This is a genomic window from Mesorhizobium sp. M6A.T.Cr.TU.016.01.1.1 (assembly GCF_003952585.1).
Taxonomy (GTDB): domain Bacteria; phylum Pseudomonadota; class Alphaproteobacteria; order Rhizobiales; family Rhizobiaceae; genus Mesorhizobium; species Mesorhizobium mediterraneum.
The window spans coordinates 4809769-4827852 of the sequence record NZ_CP034452.1 but is presented as its reverse complement, the minus strand read 5'-3'; the positions used below and the strand labels follow the sequence as shown (position 1 = coordinate 4827852).

The 18084-nt window shown below is 63.6% G+C and carries 15 protein-coding genes; 1 reads left to right on the top strand and 14 read right to left on the bottom strand.

The genetic code is table 11. The features are described from left to right. The first annotated feature begins 4 nt into the window (after positions 1-4). A complete protein-coding gene (locus EJ075_RS23320; RefSeq protein ID WP_206437504.1) occupies positions 5-1144 on the top strand; it encodes a DUF1501 domain-containing protein in 1140 nt (379 codons plus the stop codon). A 24-nt stretch (positions 1145-1168) separates the two neighbouring features. Here EJ075_RS23320 and EJ075_RS23315 read toward each other — a convergent pair whose 3' ends face one another. From EJ075_RS23315 to murG, 14 genes are all read right to left on the bottom strand, one after another. Then, positions 1169-1465: an AzlD family protein gene (locus EJ075_RS23315; protein ID WP_095483346.1), complete on the bottom strand. Its 297-nt coding sequence runs from the start codon at positions 1463-1465 to the stop codon at positions 1169-1171. Beyond that, positions 1462-2190 carry an AzlC family ABC transporter permease gene (locus EJ075_RS23310; protein ID WP_126105896.1) on the bottom strand — a complete coding sequence of 243 codons (729 nt, stop codon included), beginning with the start codon at positions 2188-2190 and terminating at the stop codon, positions 1462-1464. Before EJ075_RS23310 ends, EJ075_RS23315 begins: the two co-directional genes overlap by 4 nt. A gap of 140 nt (positions 2191-2330) precedes the next feature. Beyond that, positions 2331-3023, bottom strand: coding sequence for a TIGR02453 family protein (locus EJ075_RS23305; protein ID WP_126105895.1), 693 nt, complete (start codon positions 3021-3023; stop codon positions 2331-2333). After that, positions 3020-5170 carry an NAD-dependent DNA ligase LigA gene (gene ligA, locus EJ075_RS23300; RefSeq protein ID WP_126105894.1) on the bottom strand — a complete coding sequence of 717 codons (2151 nt, stop codon included), beginning with the start codon at positions 5168-5170 and terminating at the stop codon, positions 3020-3022. The genes EJ075_RS23305 and ligA overlap by 4 nt, the downstream gene beginning before the upstream one ends. Positions 5171-5406: 236 nt before the next feature. Further along, positions 5407-7077 (bottom strand): DNA repair protein RecN, encoded by a 1671-nt coding sequence (gene recN / locus EJ075_RS23295; protein ID WP_126105893.1) that lies wholly within the window; start codon positions 7075-7077, stop codon positions 5407-5409. 13 nt (positions 7078-7090) lie between these two features. After that, positions 7091-7960, bottom strand: coding sequence for an outer membrane protein assembly factor BamD (locus EJ075_RS23290; RefSeq protein ID WP_126105892.1), 870 nt, complete (start codon positions 7958-7960; stop codon positions 7091-7093). 215 nt (positions 7961-8175) lie between these two features. Then, a complete protein-coding gene (gene lpxC / locus EJ075_RS23285; RefSeq protein WP_126105891.1) occupies positions 8176-9123 on the bottom strand; it encodes a UDP-3-O-acyl-N-acetylglucosamine deacetylase in 948 nt (315 codons plus the stop codon). 273 nt (positions 9124-9396) lie between these two features. Next, on the bottom strand, positions 9397-11061 hold the full coding sequence (ftsZ, locus tag EJ075_RS23280) for a cell division protein FtsZ (protein WP_126105890.1): 1665 nt from the start codon (positions 11059-11061) through the stop codon (positions 9397-9399). Positions 11062-11128: 67 nt separating this feature from the next. Beyond that, positions 11129-12436: a cell division protein FtsA gene (gene ftsA, locus EJ075_RS23275; protein ID WP_095483339.1), complete on the bottom strand. Its 1308-nt coding sequence runs from the start codon at positions 12434-12436 to the stop codon at positions 11129-11131. Further along, positions 12433-13374 (bottom strand): cell division protein FtsQ/DivIB, encoded by a 942-nt coding sequence (locus EJ075_RS23270; RefSeq protein ID WP_126105889.1) that lies wholly within the window; start codon positions 13372-13374, stop codon positions 12433-12435. Before EJ075_RS23270 ends, ftsA begins: the two co-directional genes overlap by 4 nt. After that, the gene (locus tag EJ075_RS23265) at positions 13362-14288 is read right to left on the bottom strand and encodes a D-alanine--D-alanine ligase (RefSeq protein WP_126105888.1); all 927 of its coding nucleotides are present in this window, start codon (positions 14286-14288) and stop codon (positions 13362-13364) included. Before EJ075_RS23265 ends, EJ075_RS23270 begins: the two co-directional genes overlap by 13 nt. 302 nt (positions 14289-14590) lie before the next feature. After that, complete coding sequence (murB, locus tag EJ075_RS23260) at positions 14591-15556, bottom strand: UDP-N-acetylmuramate dehydrogenase (RefSeq protein ID WP_126105887.1); 966 nt, start codon at positions 15554-15556, stop codon at positions 14591-14593. Further along, entirely contained in the window at positions 15553-16959 is a 1407-nt protein-coding gene (gene murC / locus EJ075_RS23255) for a UDP-N-acetylmuramate--L-alanine ligase (protein ID WP_126105886.1), read from the bottom strand. The genes murB and murC overlap by 4 nt, the downstream gene beginning before the upstream one ends. Further along, on the bottom strand, positions 16956-18083 hold the full coding sequence (gene murG, locus EJ075_RS23250) for an undecaprenyldiphospho-muramoylpentapeptide beta-N-acetylglucosaminyltransferase (protein ID WP_126105885.1): 1128 nt from the start codon (positions 18081-18083) through the stop codon (positions 16956-16958). Before murG ends, murC begins: the two co-directional genes overlap by 4 nt. Between the last annotated feature and the right edge of the window lies 1 nt (position 18084).

Sequence of the window (18084 nt, the reverse complement as noted above, 5' to 3'; positions counted from 1 at the left end):
CAACATGAAACGCCGTCAATTCCTCACTCTCGCTGGCGCCGGCCTCGGCTCGATGCTGATTGCGCCGCGCATCGTCTTCGCCAATGTGGAAACCGATCGCCGCTTCGTTTTCATCATCCAGCGCGGCGCCGCGGACGGGTTGAACACGATCATTCCCTATGCCGAGCCCGCCTACCGCACACTGCGCGGCCCATTGGCAATCGACAATCCGATAAAGCTCGACGGCACGTTTGGCCTGCATCCTTCGCTCACCGGGCTTCGCAAGCTGCATCAGGACAAGCAGGCACTGTTCGTCCACGCGGTCGCTTCGCCCTATCGCGAGCGCTCGCATTTCGACGGTCAAAACGTGCTCGAAAGCGGCGGCACCTCGCCCTATGAACGCAAGGACGGTTGGCTAAACCGGCTGGTCGACATGCTGCCTAAGTCTCGCGGCGAAGCGATCGCTTTTGCACCGACCATCCCGCTGGCGCTACGAGGCCAGGCGGACGTCACCTCCTATGCGCCATCCGCTCTGCCAGAGGCGCCGGACGACCTGATGATGCGCGTCGGCAAGCTCTATGACGCCGACGAACAGCTGCATCCGCTGTGGAGCAGCGCGATGGAGACACGAGCGCTTGGCGCAGTGAATGCGCAGCGCAAGGACGCGGCGAGCGTCGGCCGCACCGCTGCGGGCTTCCTCTCCAAGGCCGACGGACCGCGCGTTGCCATGATCGAAACCAGCGGCTGGGACACGCATAGCGGCCAGCAAGGCAGGCTAGCCAATCAGCTCAGAGCGCTCGACGCGCTCATTGATGCGTTGCACGTTGGGCTCGGCGACGTTTGGAACGATACGACCGTGCTGGCCGCCACTGAGTTCGGCCGCACTGCCGCCGTCAACGGCACTGGCGGCACCGACCACGGTACGGCATCGGCCGCGATGCTCGCTGGCGGGGCGGTGAATGGCGGGCGGGTGCTGGCCGACTGGCCGGGGCTATCGACCAGTGCGCTCCACCAAGGACGCGACCTTGCACCGACACTCGACCTCGACGCTCTGATTGCGGTGACGGCCGCCGAAACGTTTGGTCTCGATCCGGAAGAGACGATGCGCACGCTCTTTGCAGGAGGTCGATTCGACCCCGCGATCTCCGACATCGTGCGCAAGTAGGACCGGCCTACTCAGTCGGTCCAGTCACCCGACGAACTGCCGGGCGAGGATCAGCACGGCGGCACCGGCCAAAAACATCGCCATAAGCCCGCCGCGCAGCGAGACCAGCCCGGCGACGATCAATGCCGCCCATTCCGTCGGCCCGGCGCTCAGCGCTGCCGGCGCGACCAGAGTGGTCAGCACCGCCGCCGGCACCGCATTCAGCCCGGCCTCGACGCGCGGATGGATGTTTTCGAAGCGCGAGATGACCAGATGGCCGCCGATGCGGGTGAGATAGGTGGCGATCGCGCCGGCGATGATGATCCACAGGGTTGTGCTCATGGCCGCGCCTCCACACCACTGTGGTGCGGCGGCAGGATGACTGCGAGCAGCACGCCAGCCACGGCGCCAATGGAGACGTGCCAGGGCGAGCCCACCGTCTTGTAGGCGATGATGGAGGCAGCAGCACTGGCGACGACCACCGGTAGCCACAGTGGCCGTTTGCGAAAGCTCATGACCAGTCCGAGAAAATAGATCGGCAGCAGGAAATCGATGCCCAGCGCATGCGTATCGGGAATGAGCTTGCCGAACATCGCGCCGAGCGCGCTTTCGGTTACCCAGAACACATAGACCGGCAGGCCAAGCCCCATGTACCAGGCGAAGCCGACCGTCTCGCCGGCTTCCGCCTTACGCTCAGCCACCGCGAACTGCGGATCGGTGAGCAGGAAATAGCCTACCGCTTGCTGGATCAGCGGCCAGTGCGCGATGCGCCGGCCGATACCGGCGGAATAAAGCACATGGCGGAAATTCACGGCGAAGATCGACAGCACGATCAGCCATGGCGCGACATGCTGCCCGAACAATTCGATACCCACCATCTGGCTCGCGCCGCCGTAAACCATGGCGCTCATCAGGACGGCTTCGAGCACCGAAAAACCATTGTCGACGGCAAGCGCACCGAACAGCAGTCCAAACGGCGCCGCCGCCACCACGACGGGCATCGAGAGCCGCACGCCTTGCCAGAAATCGCTCTTCGCGCGGTTTTCGGAGATTGCTTCCGCCGACATCAGCCACTCCTTGGGACCATTCTTTTGGAGAAAGGTCGTATGTAGGGAGCGCCACTTGCCTTGTCACACCAATTCGCTTGAGCCAATGATCAGCGGAAATGATCCCTCACAAGTTCGGGTGTGCACCATGGGCCCGAAGCTTAGTCCACCGGGACCTTGGCTTCGATCGCCCTGCCCCAGTCGAGCAGCGGCTTGGCCCGCATGGTGAAATCGACGAGTTCGTCGACCAGTGCCGCACTGTGGATTCCCGCAGGGTCGATCTCGTGCCGGACTACGAAATGCCGATTGCGGATGGCGGCCACGAGGTCGATGTCGGTGACATGCTCGAAGCCACGCGGTGTGCGCTTCATGCAGCCTTCCGGATCAAGTTCGAGACGGTTTTGCTTCAACGCCTTGATCAGCGCTCGAAATTCACCCGGCCGTGTCCCGATGGCTTGGCGCATCGCCAGCAAAAGCGCCGGCCCGGGTTGCCACCAGGCAACGGCGGCAAAGCAGCGCTCAAGCCCGATATAGACGAACAACACGCCCTGTTCCATCTTGGTGCCGTCAGGCGAAAGAATTGCCGACAGATGCCGGTTATAGGGTCGTTTATCCTTAGCGAAACGCACGTCGCGATTGATCCGGAACAGCGACTTCTTGCGATCGCCGCGCAAACCCAGCCCTATCGCCGCGAAGCGCTCGGAGAGCGTTTCGACCAGATCGCCGAACGGGTCGCGCAGCTCACCTTCGAAAAGGTCGCGGTTTTCCACAAACCATTCCCGGCTCTGATGAAAATCGAGCGCCTTGAGGAAGGGAATGGCCTTTTGCCCGAACCCGTTAAATGCCACCGTCACGCCTTGCCGATCCGCACGAACCACGCATCCTCGTCGATCACTTCGATGCCCAGTTCGGTGGCGAGCTTGAGCTTGGAGCCGGCACCGGGTCCGGCAACGACGAGATCGGTCTTCTTCGACACCGAGCCGGCGACTTTGGCGCCGAGCTTTTCGGCCATCGCCTTGGCCTCGTCGCGCGACATTTTCTCCAGCGCGCCGGTGAAGACCACCGTCTTGCCGGAGACCGGCGACGACACGCCACCGACCGGCTCCTCGTCGAGCACTGTTACTTCCGCCAGCAATGCATCGAGCGCCTGCCGGTTATGGTCTTCAGCGAAGAAGTCGACCACCGCTTCGGCAACGATTGAGCCGATGCCGTTGATGCCGTTCAACTCCTGCCAGGCAGCGTTGCCCGGGTCGCCCTTGCCGGCCGGCATGACGGCGCTTTGCCCGGTTTCGCGGAAAGCGGCAAAGGAAAGAAAATGGCGAGCCAGCCGCTTGGCGTTGGTTTCGCCGATGTGGCGAATGCCGAGCGCATAGAGGAAGCGTGAGAACTCGACCTGACGCCGGTCGTCGATTGCCGCGAACAGCTTGCGTACCGAGGTCGCGCCGAAACCGTCGACATTCTCGAGCTTGGTCAGCGATGCTGCCTGCCGTGCATTCAGTGTGAAGATGTCGCCCGGCGAATAGATGCGCAGCGATGGATCCTCGGCATGGAAGAAGAACTCAATCTGCTTCTCGCCCAGCCCCTCGATATCAAAAGCGCCTCGAGACACGAAATGGCGCAGACGCTCCACCGCCTGCGCCGGGCAGATCAATCCGCCGGTGCAGCGCCTGACTGCTTCACCCTCCTCACGCACGGCGTGGCTGCCGCAGGCCGGGCAAAGCACTGGGAATGCATATGGCACACTGTCGGGCGGCCGCTTTTCCATGACCACGTCGATGACCTGCGGGATGACATCGCCAGCACGCTGGATGCTCACAGTGTCGCCGATGCGAATGTCACGGCCTTCGCGGATCGGCTGGCCGCTATTGCCAATGCCCTTGATGTAGTCCTCATTGTGCAGCGTCGCGTTGGTCACCACGACGCCGCCGACCGTCACCGGCGCCAGCCGCGCCACCGGTGTCAGCGCTCCGGTGCGGCCGACCTGGATGTCGATGCCGGTCAGGATCGTGGTCGCCTTCTCGGCCGGGAATTTATGCGCGATCGCCCAGCGTGGCGAGCGTGACACAAAACCCAGCCGCTGCTGCAGCTCGAGACTGTTCACCTTGTAGACGACGCCGTCGATGTCGTAGCCGAGCGTCGCCCGGTTGGATTCGATCAGCCGGTATTGTTCAAGCAACCCCTCGACGCTGTCGAACAGCTTCATCAGCGGATTGACCCTGAAGCCAAAGCGCTCGAACGCTGCCACCATGCCCATTTGCGTGTCGGCGGGCATGGCGCTCACCGCGCCCCAGGCATAGGCGAAAAACCGCAGCGGCCGGCTGGCGGTGATCGAGGTGTCGAGCTGGCGCAGGGAGCCTGCCGCCGAGTTGCGCGGATTGGCAAAAACCTGCTTTCCGGCCTCGGCATTGCGGCGATTGAGCTCGGCGAAATCAGTGAGGCGCATATAGACCTCGCCGCGCACTTCCAATACCTCGGGAAAATCCCCCGAAAGCACATTGGGAATCTCAGCGATGGTGCGGGCGTTGGCTGTCACATCCTCGCCGACCTGGCCGTTGCCACGCGTTGCTGCCGTCACCAGCCGTCCCGCCTCGTAGCGCAGCGACAGCGACAGGCCGTCGATCTTCGGCTCGGCCGTCATGGACAACGGCGCGTCGGCGCCGAGCCGCAAGAAGCGGCGAATGCGGCCGACGAAATCGATCACGTCGGCATCGGCAAAAGCGTTGTCGAGCGACAGCATCGGAATGGCATGGACGATCTTGCCGAATTTCTCCGAGACCGCCGCCCCGACTTTCCGTGACGGCGAATCATCGCGCACAAGATGAGGAAAACGCTGCTCGATGGCGAGATTGCGCCGCCGCAGCGCGTCGTAGGCGGCGTCCGAAATCGTCGGCGCATCTTCGGCGTGATAGCGCTGATCATGGCCGGCGATTTCCTCCGCCAGCCGCTTCAGCTCGCTTGCTGCCTCGCTTTCACCAAGCGAATCGACAGGTTTTTCGGACATGCACTGCTCCTCGACGCACACCCCCGGAGACCGAAGCGATCTTCAGAAAGGATCCTGTGCAAAATCAATTGCTACAGAGTCCCTTGCGCGCCCGAAAGGACGCGCGGCGCTGCAGCGGTGGCGCGCCACAATAGATCAGGATTTTGCCGTGAGGGAGCCGTGTCTTGAGAAAATCATTCCGGAACAGCAGCATGGAGCCACATCCTGACTCGATCCATAACGCTGAGGAATCTCCGCTATGCGGCTGTGTTCTCCCGCAGCAGGCGCTCGGCCGCCGCGCGTGCCTCGTCGGTGATGGTCGCTCCGGCAAGCATGCGCGCGATCTCTTCCTGGCGTGCCGCCCGGTCCATCTCGGCGATGCCGGTGGCGACTCGATCGGCGCTGCCGGATTTGGAGATCAGGAAATGCGTCGCTGCGCGCGCCGCCACTTGCGGGGCGTGCGTAACCGAAAGCACCTGCACGCGCTTCGACAGCCGCGCCAGCCTTTGGCCGATGGCGTCCGCAACCGCGCCGCCAACGCCGGTGTCGATTTCGTCGAAGACCAGCGTCGGCGCCGAGCCACGGTCGGCCAGCGCCACCTTCAGCGCCAGCAGGAACCGTGAAAGTTCGCCACCGGAAGCGACCTTCATCATCGGCCCTGGCCTTGTGCCGGGATTGGTGCGCACCCAGAACTCGACCTGATCGATGCCGTCTTCCATTCGGCTCTCGGCCTCACTTGCCATCTCGACGATGAAGGCGGCCCGTTCGAGCTTCAGTGCCGGCAGTTCGGCCATCACCGCCTTGGTCAATCCGACCGCCGCAGCGTGGCGAAGCGACGAAAGCTGTGCCGCGGAAATGTCGTAGGTCTCGCGCGCCGCGGCGGCTTGCTTCACCAGCCCGTGCAGGCGCTCCTCGCCGGCGTCGAGATCGGCGAGATCGGCCGCCATCGTGTCGCGCAATTGCGCCAGATCGTCGACCGCCACGCTGTGCTTGCGTGAGGCGGCGCGCAACGAAAACAGCCGCTCCTCAGCCTGTTCCAGCCGCCGCGGATCGTATTCGGTGGCGCGAAGTGCCGCTTCGACCCCCGACTGTGCCGCGTCGAGCGACAGCATCGCCTCATCAAGCGATTTGACCACGTCTTCGAGCAGGCCGGGTGCCTCGGTCACCTTGCGCTGCAGCCGCCGCAACAGGCTGGCGAGTTGCGGCAAGGGCGAGGACGGGCCCGAGAGCACATCCTGCGCGTCGTGGATTTCCGATGCGATCTTTTCCGCCCGCATCATCGAGGCGCGCAATTCGGCAAGGTCGGCTTCCTCGCCTGGCTGCGGGTCGAGCTTGGTCAATTCGGCGACCGCGGCGCGCAGATAGTCGGCCTCGCGGGCCGCCGCTTCCACTTTGGCGCGGTGTCGCGAAAGTTCCTGCTCGCAGGTCCGCCAGTGCCGCCATGCCTCGCCGGTCGCCCGGACGGCGCCGAGGTGACGGCCAAAACTGTCCAGCAATTCGCGATGGGCGCCGGGATCGACCAGGGCGCGCTCGTCATGCTGGCCGTGGATCTCGACCAGCGCGTGACCGACGTCGCGCATCAGCGTCACGCTCGAAGGCTGGTCGTTGACGAAGACACGGGTGCGGCCGTCCGCCGTCTGCACGCGGCGCAGGATGATGTCGCCATCGTCCTCGATGGCGTTGTCGGCAAGCAGCATGCGGGCAGGATGGTTGCGCGGCACGTCGAACACGGCGATGACCTGGCCCTGTGCCGCGCCGTGCCGCACCAGCGAAGCGTCACCGCGCGCGCCAAGCGCCAGCGAAAGCGCGTCGAGCAGGATGGATTTTCCAGCGCCGGTTTCGCCGGTCAGCACCGAAAGGCCGGACGAGAAGTCGATGTCCAGCTTCTCGATCAGAACGATATCGCGGATCGACAGTCTGGAAAGCATGGTGACGCGCCGCTCAGGCGCCGGTGATCAGCTTCCCGGCCTTGGCGATCCACGACCCGGCATTCTCGCGCGGCTCGAGCCCACCAGTCTGCAGGAGCTTGTAGGAATCCTTATACCACACGCTGTCGGGATAGTTGGTGCCGAGCACAGCCGCGGCAGTCTGCGCCTCCGATGTCAGCCCCATCGCATAGTAGCTTTCGGTAAGGCGCGCGAGGGCCTCCTCGACATGGCGCGTGTTGGAATAGGTCTCCACCACGTTGCGGAACCGCTTGACGGCGGCGATATACTCACGGCGCTCGAGATAGTAGCGGCCAATCTGCATCTCCTTGCCGGCGAGCTGGTCGTTGGCGAAGCGGATCTTTTCCTTGGCGTCGTCGACATATTCGGAATCTGGCCAGCGCGTCACCAGATCCTGCATCGTCTGCACGGTCTGACGCGCTTCCTTCTGGTCCTGGGTGACGTCCTTGATTTGCCGGTAGTAGCTCAGCCCGATGATGTACTGGGCATAGGCGGCGTCGTCGGTCGAGGGATAGAGCGTGAGATAGCGCTTGGCCGAACCGATCGCCTCGCTGTAGTTGCCTTGGCGATAGTCGGCAAAGGCGCCCATCACCATCGATTTGCGGGCATATTCCGAATAGGGATGCTGGCGGTCGACCGCACTGAATTTGCGGCTCGCCTCTTGCAGGCGCCCGGCATTCAGGTTGGCGAGGCCCTGATTGTAGAGAACGTCGGCCGGCTCGGTCTGCTCGACATAGGTCGACAAGTCGACATCCTTCTCGGACGACATGCAGGCCGACAGGAACAGCGATGGAACAACCACCGAAAGCGCCAGGAAAACAGACCGATGCGGCGCTTTCGATTGACCAACTCGCTTGAAAAACATGATTGGATTCCGCCCTTTCGGCGTCATTTCAGTCGTCATTCGCTCTGGGGCAGCAGCCATAAACCATAACCGCCGTGCCCGGCAACGCTATCCCCGGCCAATCGCACATTTTTGTGGCGGCTTGGCGCGGCCCGCGCACTTACATGATTTCGCCGGCCAATGATGCATTCATGCAACACAGGCCGGCGCCTATAAAACCCGAAAAACGTTAAGAATCAGATCATCCAGGGCGCGTAAACGGGCGCATAGACGGCGCTCATATCGGCCGCACGACCGCGCTCGCGGCGTGTCGTCTCGACGATCTCGAACGCCGAACGGTCCGACAAAAGGCGGCGCAACGCTGCCGCGTTCAGCCTGTGGCCGCCGCGATACGAACGGAAGCAGCCAATGAACCGGGCGCCGGCCAGCGCCAGATCGCCCATGGCGTCCATCGTCTTGTGGCGCACGAACTCGTTGGGATAGCGCAAGCCTCCCATATTGATCACGCGGTTGTCGTCACCGATCACCAGGGAGTTTTCCAACGAGGAGCCAAGCGCATAGCCGGCTGCCCACAGCCGCTCGACATCCTTCATGAAACCAAAGGTACGGGCCCGCGCGATATCGCGGCGGAAAATGTCGGCGTTCATGTCGGATGCGAAGAGCTGACGGCCGATCGCCGGGCTTTCGAAATCGATCTCGATCTCGAAGCGCGTGCCGTCATAGGGCCTGAACTCCGCCCAGGAGGCACCGTTCTCGATGCGAACCGGCTTGACGACACGGATATAGCGGCGCTTGACCGGCAGCGTGTCGATGCCCGCCTGGTCGATTGCCTCCAAGAATGCCATGGCGCTGCCGTCAAGGATCGGAACCTCATGGCCGTCGATCTCGATGACGACATTATCGATGCCAAGCCCGAAAAGCGTGGCCATCAGATGTTCGACGGTGGCGATATGCTCACCTGCCGGGTCGCCGAGCATCGTGCAGAGATCGGTGGCGCCGACTTCCGAGACGAGCGCACGGAACTCACGGCCCTCGCTTCCATTCGAAAGCTGGAACACGACACCTGTATCAGCGTCTGCCGGCAGGAAATGAACGGTAACGGAATTGCCGCTGTGAACGCCGGTACCGGTCAGCGTCGCACGCGATTTAAGTGTCGTCTGATAGTCGTGCAAAACAAACCCCATAGCCCATACTGCCTAAGTCCGCTTCATGAGCCCGAGGGCGCGGCTCTTTGATCGGCAGGCAGGGTACTTCCCCCGAATCCCGGCAAACCGACATTGCTCGGGGCGAAGATAGTGGTCCGGCAGGAAGTCTCCAAATCACGGTTTCTTACTATCTGTAACCGCAATCCGGAGCAGGCATGGTCTCGTAAAGCTCTGTTTTCCCATTGCTTTTAACATTAACAGGCAAACAATTTCTTGTCTGCCTGTTAACAACTGTTACGGACCGTTAACAGGTCAATTGGCCTGGCGGCGCAGGAATGCCGGAATCTCCAGCTGATCGTCTTCCTGGACAGCCCTGCTCTGTGGCGTCAGCCGGCCCTGGTCATCCAACTGGCCGCGGCGCGGCGCGTAAAGCTGCGGGTCCTGGCTGGCAAGACGGCGCACTTCGGGTGCCGCCTGGCGCAGTTTCGGCTCGCGCGGCTGCGCCGGCTGCAGCCGTGCAGGCTCCTCTTCGCGGCGGGTAAGGCCGTTCGTCAGACGCTTGAGCAGCCCCATCGGCCCGCTGTTCTCATGGTCGGCCGGGCGGCCCTTGGCTTCCACTTCGGCTTTCACCACCGGCGGGAAGTCCTCGACGCGCGGCATGCGCTGGGGTGCCGCGGCTACCGGCTGAAGCATCTCGCGCTGTGGCGCAGGCTGCATCGCTTGCTGAACCATTGGCTGCACCATCGGCTGCGGCTGGGCCGGCGGCGCCTGGAAGATCTTGCTCTGCGGGCGGAAGTCTTCCGCCTGGGCAGCCGGTGCGGGACGCGCCATCGCCGCGGCATTCGCCTCGGCAAGCTGGATCGCCTCGGCTACAGGATCGGCGGCGCGTGGCTCGTAGCCTCCTTGCTGGACAGGCGCCGGACGGCTTTCCGTGACCGGAACGGCCGGGCGGCTGACCGGCTTTGGCGGAGCCGTGCGGATGGCGATCGGCGCGGCGGCGATGTCAGCCGCCGATTTGTCGATGCCGGTAGCAACCACCGATACGCGGATGACGCCTTCGAGATCCTCGTCGAACGTCGCACCCAGGATGATGTTGGCTTCCTGATCGACCTCCTCGCGAATGCGGGTTGCCGCCTCGTCGACTTCGAACAGGGTCAGGTCGCGGCCGCCGGTGATCGAGATCAACAGGCCCTTGGCGCCCTTCATCGAGGTCTCGTCGAGCAGCGGGTTGGCGATTGCGGCTTCGGCGGCGGCCATGGCGCGGCCCTCGCCGGAAGCTTCGCCCGTCCCCATCATCGCCTTGCCCATCTCGCGCATGACCGAGCGGACGTCGGCGAAGTCGAGGTTGATCAGCCCTTCCTTGACCATCAGGTCGGTGATGCAGGCGACACCGGAATAGAGCACCTGGTCGGCCATGGCGAAAGCGTCGGCGAAGGTCGTCTTGTCATTGGCCAGCCGGAACAGGTTCTGGTTGGGGATGACGATCAGGGTGTCGACGCATTTCTGCAATTCCTCGATGCCCAGATCCGCCGTCTTCATGCGGCGCTGGCCTTCGAAATGGAACGGCTTGGTGACGACGCCGACGGTGAGAATCCCCTTTTCGCGGGCAGCACGTGCAACGACAGGCGCGGCCCCCGTGCCGGTGCCGCCGCCCATGCCGGCAGTGACGAAGCACATATGGGTGTTGGAGAGATGATCGATGATCTCGTCGATGCATTCCTCCGCCGCCGCGCGCCCGACTTCCGGTTGCGATCCCGCACCCAGGCCCTCGGTGACATGCGCGCCGAGTTGGATCAGGCGATCCGCCTTGGACATGGTCAGCGCCTGCGCGTCGGTATTGGCCACCACGAACTCGACGCCGCGCAAGCCGGCGGTGATCATGTTGTTGACGGCATTGCCGCCGCCGCCGCCGACACCGAACACGGTGATACGCGGCTTGAGCTCGGTGATGTCCGGCTTCTGCAGATTGATGGTCATTGTCTCCGTCCTTTGCCTTTCCCGCCGCTTCGCCGCTGCGGCCGCCTATGGGGCTGTCCCCGTCAATTTAAAAACTGTCTCTCAACCACTGACTCATTCGATGCAGTTTTCCGCCCGTTCCGGTCATCCTGAGACCAGAAATTCCTTTCGCCGGATGGCTCTCGAAATTCGCCATCTGCGGATAGATCAGAAGCCCGACCGGCGTCGAGAAAGCCGGTCCCTTGGCCGCCTCGGGCAGGCCCGCCACGCCGAGCGGACGGCCGATGCGCACATTGCGTCCGAGAATGCGGCGCGCCGCCTCGGGCAGGCCGGAAAGCTGGCTGGCGCCGCCGGTCAGCACGACGCGCTTGCCGACGGCGTTGCCGTAGCCGGACCTGTTGAGCCGGTCGCGCAACAGTTCGAGCGTCTCGTCGATGCGTGCCCGGATGATGCGCGTCATCACCGAACGCGGTATCTGCAGCGGCATCTCGCCATCCTCGCCGATCGGCTGTATCGAGACCAGATCGCGGTCGTCGGCACTGCCGGGCAGCGCCGAGCCATGCATCACTTTCAGCCTCTCGGCGGCGTCGAGCGAGGTCGACAGGCCCTTGGCCATGTCCAGCGTCACATGGTTGCCGCCGATGGCGATGGCGTCGCCATGGACGAACTTGCCTTCCGAAAAGACCGAGATCGTCGTGGTGCCGCCACCCATGTCGATGCAAGCTGCGCCCATTTCGAGTTCGTCGTCGACCAGTGCGGCAAGCCCGCTGGCATAGGGCGTCGCCACCATGCGCTCGACCGACAGGTGCGAACGGTTGATGCAAAGCTCCAGATTGCGCAACGGTGCCGCGTCACCCGTCAGCACATGCATGTCGACGCCGAGCTGGTCGCCAACCATGCCGCGCGGATCACGCACGCCGCGCTCGGCGTCCAGCGAAAAGCCGACGGGAAGCGAATGGATCACCTCGCGCTCGGCCCGCAGTGCCTGCTTGGCACCGGCGGCAAGCACGCGCTTGATGTCGGCCTCGTCGGCCTCATGGCCGCCGAGATTGATGGTTGCCGAGAAGCTTTCGCTCTTCAGCCGGCCGGCCGTCATGTTGACGATCAGCGAATCGACGGTCAGGCCGGCCATGCGCTCGGCGGCATCGACGGCAAGGCGGATGGCGTGCTCGGCCCTGTCGAGATCGATGACGACACCCGATTTCACGCCTTGTGATTTCTGGTGGCCGATGCCGATCACCTGGATGCGATGCGAGCGCCCGCGCAGCAGATTGCCGTCCTCGCGCGGCTTGAGCTTGGCCACCACGCAGCAGACCTTGCTCGAGCCGACATCCAGCACCGTCATGATGCCGGATCGGCGCGACGAGGCATCGCTGTTGCCGCCAAGCCAGCTCATATTTTCGTCTCCGCCTTGCGCTTCGGCATTTTCGGCTTTTCGTTGAGCGCAGCCTGGCGCTGCGTTGCCGCCTCCGGCGTCAACTGGACGACGAGGCGATCGGAAAGGCGCATGTCGACGGCGGCGATGTCGCGCGTCAGCAGCCCGTTCTCGCGGTCCATCCTGACCAGATCGGCGATCGCCTGATCCTCGCCATCTTCGGGGAGCTTGACCGTAATGCCGTTCTCCAGCTTCAGGTCCCAACGCCGTTCGCCGATGCGAATATAGCCTTTGACCCGCGCAGCAAGCTCTGGATATTTCTTGACCCTTGCCAGGAAATCGGGCGCCTTGGCCGGGGCACCAGTGCCGACGATCAGCGGCAGCAGCGCTTGCTTGCCGCCGGAGAATGGCGCGATCACGGCGCCGGACCGTTCGATGACGGAAAGCTCGCTGCCCTGCTGCCAGAGCGCAAAAGGCTCTCGCTCCTCGATGCGCACCTCCAGCGTGTGCGGATAGACCTTGCGCACCGCCGCAACCTCGACCCAGGGCAGCGTGGCTATGCGCTCCCGCGCGGCTTCGACATCGAAGCCGATCAGCGACGTCCAGCCATCGAGCTGCATCCTGTCGAGAATGTCGATCTCTGAGGTTGCGCGGTTGCCAACCACCTTGATCTGATCGACGGCAAAGCCGGTGCGGGCGGTGATGCCCTGAACGATACCGTCGACATGTCCGCCGAGATAGGCGCCATAGGCACTGCCCGATACGAGCAGCGCCGCCGACAGGATGGCCGCGGAAAACGGCGGCACCTCGAAGTCGTCCTCGCCCAGACGCGCAAGCACGCGCACCGGCCGGCGAAGCAGACGCGGCAGCACGAAATGGTCGAACGACAACGACACACCGAACAGCGTCGGCCCGGCCGCGCCCTTCCCCTTGCCCTGTCCCCACCTCAACGCAGACACGAAGCGTCCTCCACCATCCAACTCAACAAATCGCCGAACGAGTGTCCTGCCTGCGCAGCGATTTCAGGCACCAAGGATGTCGGCGTCATGCCCGGCTGAGTGTTGACTTCGAGCCAGACAATTTCGCCGTTCTCGGAGTGTCGATCATCATAACGGAAGTCCGACCGGGAAACGCCCCGGCAGCCGATAGCTTGGTGAGCCTTGAGCGTCAGTGTCTGTATTTTTTGGTAAATATTCGGTGAAATTTTTGCAGGGCATTCGTGTTTTGATCCGCCCGCGACGTATTTTGAATCATAGTCGTAGAAGGAATGGCCGGTCGGGATGATCTCGCAGACGCCAAGCGCCACGTCGCCCATCACCGCGCAGGTCAATTCCCGTCCGTGCACGTAGCGCTCCACCATGACGGTATCGCCGTACTTCCAGTCGGACGAACCGATAACCTGCGGCGGATGCGACTGCCCTTCATGCACGATGACGACGCCGAAGCTCGACCCTTCGTTGACCGGCTTGACGACATAGGGCGGCTTCATCGGGTGCTTGTTCTGGATGGCGAAGCGATTGACCACCTTCGATTCCGCGACCGCGATGCCGACAGACTTGGCGATCTTCTTGGCCTGTTCCTTGTTCATGGCAAGCGCCGAGGCGAGCACGCCGGAATGGGTGTAGGGAATGGCAAGATATTCAAGGATGCCCTGGATGGTGCCGTCCTCTCCGAAAGGGCCATGCAGCGCATTGAAGGCAACATCGGGCCTGAGCTCGGCGAGCACCGATCCGACGTCACGCGAGACGTCGACGCGAGTAACCCGGTAGCCTTCCTTCTCGAGCGCATCGGCACAGGCTTTCCCCGAGGACAAAGACACGGGCCGCTCGGACGAGAATCCACCCAGAAGGACGGCCACGTGCTTGCTTTTCATTTCCCGTCATTCCCTCTCACGGCGGGCCCTTTCACGGCGGGTCTGCATCTCACATGCCCCGGAAAGGGCCGCACACTCAAACGCTCGGAGCAGTCCCTGCTCTCATGATTTCCGCAACATCGAGTCCCCGAGCCTCCCGGCAGGCTGCCCCTGACGGAAAAACGCTGGCAACGCGTCGAAACGACTCAAATCAGGAAACGCTTCAGGGCAGAGAATCAGAGAGTTGATTCACTGGCAAGTCCTTACGATTCCGAGAGATTCACTTTCCGCAAAAACGGCAGTGAAAACTGTGTTGTGAGTCTTTAGAGCAACTGTCCGAGGAACTCCTGAACCTCGTGTCCCGGCCGGAAATTGCCGATGCGCTTGATTTCCCAATGCAGCCGGATGCCCGACTTTTCGAGCACACGAGCGCGCACCGTCTCGCCGAGATATTCGAGGTCGTAGCCGGTCGCGGTTCCGGTGTTGATCATGAAGTTGCAGTGCATCGGTGACATCTGCGCGCCGCCGATCATCAGCCCCCGACAGCCCGCCCTGTCGATCTCCTTCCAGGCCGAGGTGCCCTCCGGATTCTTGAAGGTCGAGCCGCCGGTCTTTTCGCGGATCGGCTGCACGGTCTCGCGATGATGCTGGACGGCGTCCATCGCCGCCTTGATCGCGGCCTTTTCTGCCAAAACCCCTTCGAACACAGCCGATGTGAAGATCAGCCCGGCAGGTGCTGCCGAATGGCGATAGGCGTAGCCCATATCGGCGTTGCTCAGCGTGTGCAAATTGCCCTTGCGGTCGAGCGCCCGCACCTCGACGACGCGCTCGCGCGTCTCGACGTCATTGGCGCCGGCGTTCATCCTCAGCGCGCCGCCGACGGCGCCCGGAATGCCGTGGTAAAAATCAAAGCCGCCGATCCCGGCCTGGTAGGCAACGGCCGCAACGCGCTTGTCGGGCGTGGCAGCCCCCGCCTTGATCGTGGTCGGCGCAATCACTTCGGCTTCGCCAAAGCCTTTGGCCGAAAGCCGGATGACGAAGCCGGCAATGCCCCCGTCGCGGACAAGCAGGTTCGAGCCGATGCCTACGATGGTCAGCGGTATCTCTTCGGGCACTGCTCTAAGGAACGCGGCGAGATCGTCCTCGTCGGCCGGCTGGAACAGCGCGTCGGCCAGTCCGCCGGCGCGGAACCAGGTGATCTTGTCCATCTCGGCATTGGGCGTGATGCGGCCGCGCAGGCCGGCAAGCCGGCCGCCAAGCTTGTCGATCAATGCCTGGCCGCGCATCATGAGGCGGTACCGCCGAGTTCCTTGGGCAGCGCGTAAGCCCATTGCGTGATGTTGCCGGCACCAAGGAAGACGATGAAATCGCCTGGTTTCGCCAGGTCGCGGATAACCGGCGCAATCGCCGCGGGGCCTTCGATGTAGCGCGCGTCGCGATGGCCGCCGGAGCGGATGCGCGACACCAATGCTTCGGACGTCACCCCGTCGATCGGCTCTTCGCCTGCCGCATAGACCGGCGCCACCATCACCGTGTCGGCATCGTTGAAGCAGACGGAAAACTCGTCGAACAGGTCGTGCAGCCGGGTGAAGCGGTGTGGCTGGGCAATGGCGATGACGCGGCCCTTGGTGGCATCGCGCGCCGCCTTCAGAACCGCCGTGATCTCGACCGGATGGTGGCCGTAATCGTCGAATATTTCGACGCCGTTCCACGAACCGGTTCGGGTGAAGCGCCGCTTGACGCCGGCGAAGGACGACAGGCCCTTCTTGATCGCCTCGGCCGAAAGGCCGAGCTCATGCGCGACGGCGATCGCCGCGGTCGCGTTGGAGACATTGTGACGGCCGGGCATCGGCAGGCGCAGGCCTGATATCGTCGACTGGCCGCGGGTCTTGCGGTCGCGGATCACCACGTCGAATTCCGAGGTCGGGCCGTCCATCCGGTGATTGGTGAAACGCACGTCGGCCTGCGCGTTCTCGCCATAGGTGATGACGCGCCGGTCCTCGATGCGGCTGACCAGCGCCTGCACCTCCGGATGGTCGGTGCACATGACGCCGAAACCGTAGAACGGCACGTTCTCGACGAACTGGCGAAAGGCCTCGCGCACCTTGTCGAAGGAGCCGTAATGGTCGAGATGTTCGGGATCGATGTTGGTGACGACGGCAATCTCGGCCGGCAGCTTCAGGAACGTGCCGTCGCTCTCGTCGGCCTCGACCACCATCCATTCGCCGTCGCCCATGCGGGCGTTGGTGCCATAGGCATTGATGATGCCGCCATTGATCACGGTCGGATCGAGCCCGCCGGCTTCGAGCAGCGTCGCCACCATCGAGGTCGTCGTCGTCTTGCCATGGGTGCCGCCGATGGCCACCGCCTGCCGAAAGCGCATCAGTTCGGCAAGCATCTCGGCGCGACGGACGACGGGAAGCAGTTTCTCCCGCGCGGCCTTCAGCTCCGGATTGGATTTCTTGATCGCCGTCGAGACGACAACCACTTCGGCATCGCCGACATTATCGGCGTGATGGCCGACAAAGCACTCGATGCCCTTGTCGCGCAGCCGCTGCACATTGGCGCTGTCGGCCTGGTCGGACCCCTGCACCTTGTAGCCGAGATTATGCAGCACCTCGGCGATGCCGCTCATACCGATACCGCCGATGCCGATGAAATGCACAAGGCCGATCGTCTGCGGCATCTTCATGCGTGCGTCTCCTTCCTGAAGTCCGATATGCTTTTCTTCGACGCAATAGCCTCTGTCAGATCGGCGAGCAACCGTGCCGCGTCCGGTTTTCCGGCCGATTTCGCCGCCGCGGCCATTGTGGTCAGCCGCTCCGGATTGTCCATCAGAGTACCAATCAGCGCGGCAATGCGCTTGGACGAAAGCGTGGATTGCGGATGCACTTCCGCTCCACCTGCAGCGGCCAATGCCGCGGCATTGGCCGCCTGGTCGTGGTCGAGCGCGTGCGGATAGGGCACCAGCAGCGCCGGACGGCCGATCACCGCGATTTCCGAAACGGTCGATGCACCGGACCGCGACATCACCAGATGCGCCGCAGCGATGCGCGCCGCCATGTCGGTGAAGAAGGGCGACACCTCAGCCTCGACGCCAAGGGCGGCATAGGCCGCCTTCACCCGCTCGACATCGTCGGCGCGGGCCTGCTGCGTTATATCAAGCCGCTTGCGTTGTGCATCGGAAAGCAGTCCGACCGCCCCCGGCATTACATCGGAAAAGAACTGTGCGCCCTGGCTGCCGCCGAACACCAGAAACCGGAAGCGCTGGTTTCCGGTCGAGGTCGTGTAAGGCGTCTTTGCCGCCTCCAGCACTTGCGGCCTGACCGGATTGCCCGTCGTCACCGTCTTGGCGCCTGCAGCGCTTGAATCTTCCGGCAAAAACCCGCCGGCAATGGCATCGACGCGGCCGGCCAGCGCCCGGTTGGCGCGCCCCATCACCGCGTTCTGCTCGTGGATCATCGTCGGCACCTTGCGCCGCGTCGCCGCATAGAGCGGCGGCAGCGTCGGATAGCCGCCGAAACCGACCACGACGGCGGGCTTGATCCGGCCGATCACGGCGGATGCCTGCCGCACGCCACCCCAGATTTTCCAGAAGGCGGCGAGCACCGCAAAAGGATTTTTCGAGCCGATGGTTGCCGACTGGATCGGATGGATGCCTGCGGCCGGAAACTGGCCGGCAAAACGCGCGGCGCGGTCATCGGTGGCCAGATGCACCGTCCAGCCGCGCCTGGTCAGCTCGTGCGCCAGCGCCTCGGCCGGGAAGAGATGCCCGCCCGTGCCGCCGGCCGCTAGTAGGATAACGCCCCTCGACATT